Origin of the sequence: Okeania sp. SIO3B5 (assembly GCF_010692555.1) — a bacterium.
Taxonomy (GTDB): Bacteria; Cyanobacteriota; Cyanobacteriia; order Cyanobacteriales; family Microcoleaceae; genus Okeania.
Genome location: NZ_JAAHHG010000708.1, coordinates 1 through 4272, shown reverse-complemented (window position 1 = coordinate 4272; position 4272 = coordinate 1). Strand labels below are relative to the sequence as shown.

Here is a 4272-nt window from a genome sequence, read left to right as displayed (position 1 = left end):
ATTTGATTTTCATGGTTCATCACTGGCGGTTGTTAACTCAAACCAGCTTGAGTCTATCATAGCATAAAATTTGTAAATTAATGGGACATCGAGTCCCATTAATTTACCGTCGATTCATCTCACACCATAATTGAAAATTTGGTGTGAGGCTTCTCGAAGCTCTAGCTAAAATACACAAATAAGAGGTACAAAAAGCTGACAAATTTGATTGTTAAGCAAATATACCTACTAATACCATTTTAGTTAGCTCTCATATCATGTTCAACTCTATGGAGTGAAATTTGACATCCTCCCTGGCCTAAAGGCGCGGGGATTCCTACCGAGCCGTAGCTCTTCAGCGAGTTGACATCTCACAGGCTGCTGCACCCACCCCTCTTGCTCCCCTCCCGGGAGGGGATGGGGGTGGGTTACGCTTGCCTCCACATCCTTTTATAGTCTCGGAATGCCCTCCCGCGACTTATCAAAAATTCTTATGGGTGTAAATTTTGTGCTTTCAAGTTTGAACTGCTCATTGACCTGAAAGCTTCCCTTGTTCTGCTCTCAACTGAAGGAGTTTCGACCTAATCTTCTTTTCTACAGTATTTATGAGACAAGGCGGGTTTTTAAACCAATTTTACTATAACATAAAAAGTCATAATATGAAAAGTCGCCCTTCTAGGGCGAGGCTTTAAACCCAATTTTATGGTAAATGTGGCTCGCGCTTACTGCTAAGGTTAAATCCTACATTCCGCACGACAAAACGTAGCATATAAAGCATAAGTCAAAAGTCAGAAAAAAATTATAGTGGTAAATAGGAGCCAATAATTCAGTAAGTATTTATACTTAATATTTAACTGAAATTTGACTTTTGAGAAGTAATTTATACAGTATAAATATTTACCAATAATTGAAATTATATACTACTTTTAATGTTACAGATTGAAGTACGGAATGTGGGTTAAATGATTGACTTTTACCAATATTTTTAATTCTATAAAGCTGAATGCTGACAAAATTATTACTCTTAAATAAGTCTATTAAGCAATGAGTTAACAAACAATAAAATGGTAAAAAAATCAAAATTTATTGTAGACAACTTTGAAAAGTATATCCTTTACTATCCAGGGAAAAATGGATTATGAAACTTTAGGAAAAGCAGGAGGAATTAGCACAACTCCTGGTACACCCCAATGGGCACTTGCTATTAAATTAAAACTACAATCTGTTCTGAAAAAAGATGTAGTTGTTAATGGGGAACAATTAAAAGCATGGCGTGAATTAATGAAACAACCAGCAGCTTATCAGCAATTACTTGATGAGCAAGGAAAACCATTTAATAGCTATGAAGAATTATGCCGTGCTCAACCACCTTATGGATTAGGTTGTGAAGCTCAAGAAATTGAAGAATTAATTAGTAGATTAGAATCAACTGAAACAAAAACAGTCGATCTACCAGAAGATCCATTAAAAGATTTAGGAAATCCATCAAATTATTTTCATAAATTCTCTAAACTTGTGGAAGCTTGCCCAGATAATCAAGCTTTAAATGCGCCTAAAATCGGACAGATTTTAGATTATGCTCATAGTACTGCTCAATTATGGAGAAAAAGATGGGAACATTTAGGATGGTTAGAACAATCAAAAAGTAGTGGGAGAGGTTTTTACCAAATTACTGAATCAGGCAAAAATGCAGTTAAAAATTGGTTAGATCAACAGCCAGAAGGTAAATTGAATGAAGAGTTATGGGTAGTGGTTCCTAAAAATCCTCAAAAGGCAGCAGAAAAATTGATTAGGTCATTTAAAGATGAAGATTTAAGAGAGATTTACAAACTAATTGGAGAGTCTTTTAGTCAAGAATTAACTGTATTTCATTCAGATTCAGATTCAGATCTGGAATGAAATTTAGTGTTTGGTTATTACCGAATAATTAAGGTTGAAAACCTGTCCTTTAAAGGAGAAATAAGAGAGAAATAAGAAAAAATTTTCCTTTGAGTCAATTCTCTTCTTTTCAAGGAGAGGTAATACAGTGGATTCCACCTTGGTGAGGTACACCCCTCGCGGGCAAGATGCCCGCACTATAAACATTTAATTATTAATATTTGTACTTTATATACTTGGAATATGCTGTAATTAGGGCTTATCTGAAAAAGTCTTTTAGTAAGGGTAGGAGACAGTAGTTAGGGGAATGAGCGAGGAGGTAGAAGTAAGAATTGTCTCTCAATTTTTCTGTCCTCTTTTCTGTTCTAAATTTGCCCAAAATGCGCTCCTTTTTAAAAGTTTTAGACTAAAACGAGCACACTTTTTAGGAATTTCAGAAGGCTAAAATCTTTATCTGTCAATACTTTTATAGTTAATCAGCAAACTCTAATTAATAATTAATTAATAATTGTTGAACAGATAACCGAATCTATAAATTTCAGGGTTTAACAGCATAAATTAATAGTTTAAACTTTTTATCCTTTAAGGTAATTTAATGCTGAAAAAATAAAAGGTTCTTTTTGAGGGGATTATTAATGTTAAAAGTAGTCCTGAGCTGTAAGGAATAAGTAAATTATTGAATAAATGAAAATAGGAGTTTTTTATCTGAGTCAATTTCAATCAGAAAATAGCTACAAGGATTACTTTTAACTGCGTCATTCTGAGTGATTTGAATGAAATGAATTGTGTCAGACTTAAATAAAGATTTAATTTATCCGAAAATTAATAAATAAGTAATGAATGAGTAGCCTCTCGTCCTATTAGAATCCTATTAAAAATTTAGGTATATTGGTAGTTTAAATACTGTGGAAATATTCTATGCCAAGTTGCCAAATTCCTGGTATAAAATTCTGGAAAACCACTATTTTAGGAGTTTTAATCAATTTTTCGCCACATCTGCATCTATAAATCCAATTTCTTCTGAACCAATTAGCAAATCATCAGTTTTTTTATTAGATATTTTGTAAGTGTCACTTATATATTCTTTTGCTCTTTTATACTCTTGTGGTAATTCAGAAATTTTTTCTGATATATCTATAACAGCAATTTCAGTATCATCTGGATTTTCATCATAAAAAATTGATGTTGTATGCTCCAATGTTGCAGAAGTAGTTAGCCCTATAATATAAATTCTAGTAGAGTCAGAAATGATTAATTTTTGCTTTTCCAGTTTATCTAATATTGTTGGTAACTCCATTTTTAAGCTAATATTAGCTGCTTTAGCTAAAGCATTTAGCTTTTCCTGAGATATAGACATTTCTTCAGAAGCAGCCAAACTAGATAGTAATAAACCACACTTTCCCGCAAGATTAATATTCTCATAATCATTGGCAGCATATTTCATATCTTGGAGTTTATCAGTATGATGAATAATCCAAGCACCTTGAGTTCTTTCATCCATTTCCATACTTTTATCAATGATTTAGTTTTAAGGTTAACTCTATCCTAAGATAGCCTTATTTAATTTAGCCACTTCTATATAAACATTGGTGAGATTCAATCTTTAACATTACTCATTTTAGACATAATTTTCATCTGACAATAATAATAAGTCTGACAAAATTGTTCAAATAACTAATACCTAAAACTTACTCCCTATTACCCACTAATTTATCCCGCAAATATTTAATTCTATCCCGCAATTTAGCCGCCTCTTCAAACTCTAAATTTTTCGCTGCTTCTTTCATCTGAGTTTCTAACTTTTTAATCAGCTCCGGAACATCATCCAAAGATAATTAATCTACCTGTTTGTCAAATAATAATTAAAGTATTTTATTCCTGAACAATATCTGATACTTCTTTTTGATAATCGTTATAGTTTTTCACTTTTGCATAAATATCCAGTGCATTTGTCGTCCAATTTACAATAACGAGTGAACCCAAAATTACTAATATTTTTGATAGAGAATTTGCTAACATCCTAGAGGCAAAAAGAGAATCAAACCAAGTAGCAGAGAAAATAATTAAAAAACTTAAAGTTATAGTCTTTAAAATATTAATTAAAAGATACTCAACCAGCATCATTCTATTTTCATAATATTGTTTAACTTGTTAATATTCTTTCTTGATTTTTCTAATTCTCTTTTGTTTTGATTGGTAACTGCGAAATGAAAGAAATTTATCAATTTTGGGAGTTAACAAATTGGCAAATACGGCAAGTGGAACAGAAATAAATAGGGTTTGCGCTCAAAAGTCTTTTTGTTGAGGTAGGAGTCAGGAGACAACCCACCCCTCGCCCCTCCCAGGAGGGGGAGACAGGAGAAATGGCTTGGGAGCGAGGAGGTAGGAGTAAGAATTTTCCCAAGATTGTTCTGC

Annotated in this window: 3 protein-coding genes and 1 pseudogene; 1 reads left to right on the top strand and 3 read right to left on the bottom strand. The window is 32.6% G+C overall.

Going from position 1 to position 4272, the window contains the following annotated elements; translation table 11 throughout:
- The first annotated feature begins 1110 nt into the window (after nt 1-1110).
- Entirely contained in the window at nt 1111-1878 is a 768-nt protein-coding gene (locus F6K54_RS41260; protein WP_293090289.1) for a hypothetical protein, read from the top strand.
- Between the two features lie 958 nt (nt 1879-2836).
- Here F6K54_RS41260 and F6K54_RS41255 read toward each other — a convergent pair.
- The 3 genes and pseudogenes from F6K54_RS41255 to F6K54_RS41245 all read right to left on the bottom strand — a co-directional run bounded on the left by F6K54_RS41255 (nt 2837) and on the right by F6K54_RS41245 (nt 3981).
- Nucleotides 2837-3364: a hypothetical protein gene (locus tag F6K54_RS41255; RefSeq protein ID WP_293090288.1), complete on the bottom strand. Its 528-nt coding sequence runs from the start codon at nt 3362-3364 to the stop codon at nt 2837-2839.
- Between the two features lie 181 nt (nt 3365-3545).
- Nucleotides 3546-3692: pseudogene (locus tag F6K54_RS41250) on the bottom strand (UvrB/UvrC motif-containing protein); the annotation flags it as partial.
- Between the two features lie 37 nt (nt 3693-3729).
- The gene (locus F6K54_RS41245; RefSeq protein WP_293090287.1) at nt 3730-3981 is read right to left on the bottom strand and encodes a hypothetical protein; all 252 of its coding nucleotides are present in this window, start codon (nt 3979-3981) and stop codon (nt 3730-3732) included.
- Nucleotides 3982-4272 lie beyond the last annotated feature (291 nt).

Bases quoted from the DNA above. Each gene is read 5' to 3' on its own strand.
- F6K54_RS41260 (WP_293090289.1), top strand. From the start codon at position 1,111: ATGGATTATGAAACTTTAGGAAAAGCAGGAGGAATTAGCACAACTCCT.
- F6K54_RS41255 (WP_293090288.1), bottom strand. From the start codon at position 3,364: ATGGAAATGGATGAAAGAACTCAAGGTGCTTGGATTATTCATCATACT.
- F6K54_RS41245 (WP_293090287.1), bottom strand. From the start codon at position 3,981: ATGATGCTGGTTGAGTATCTTTTAATTAATATTTTAAAGACTATAACT.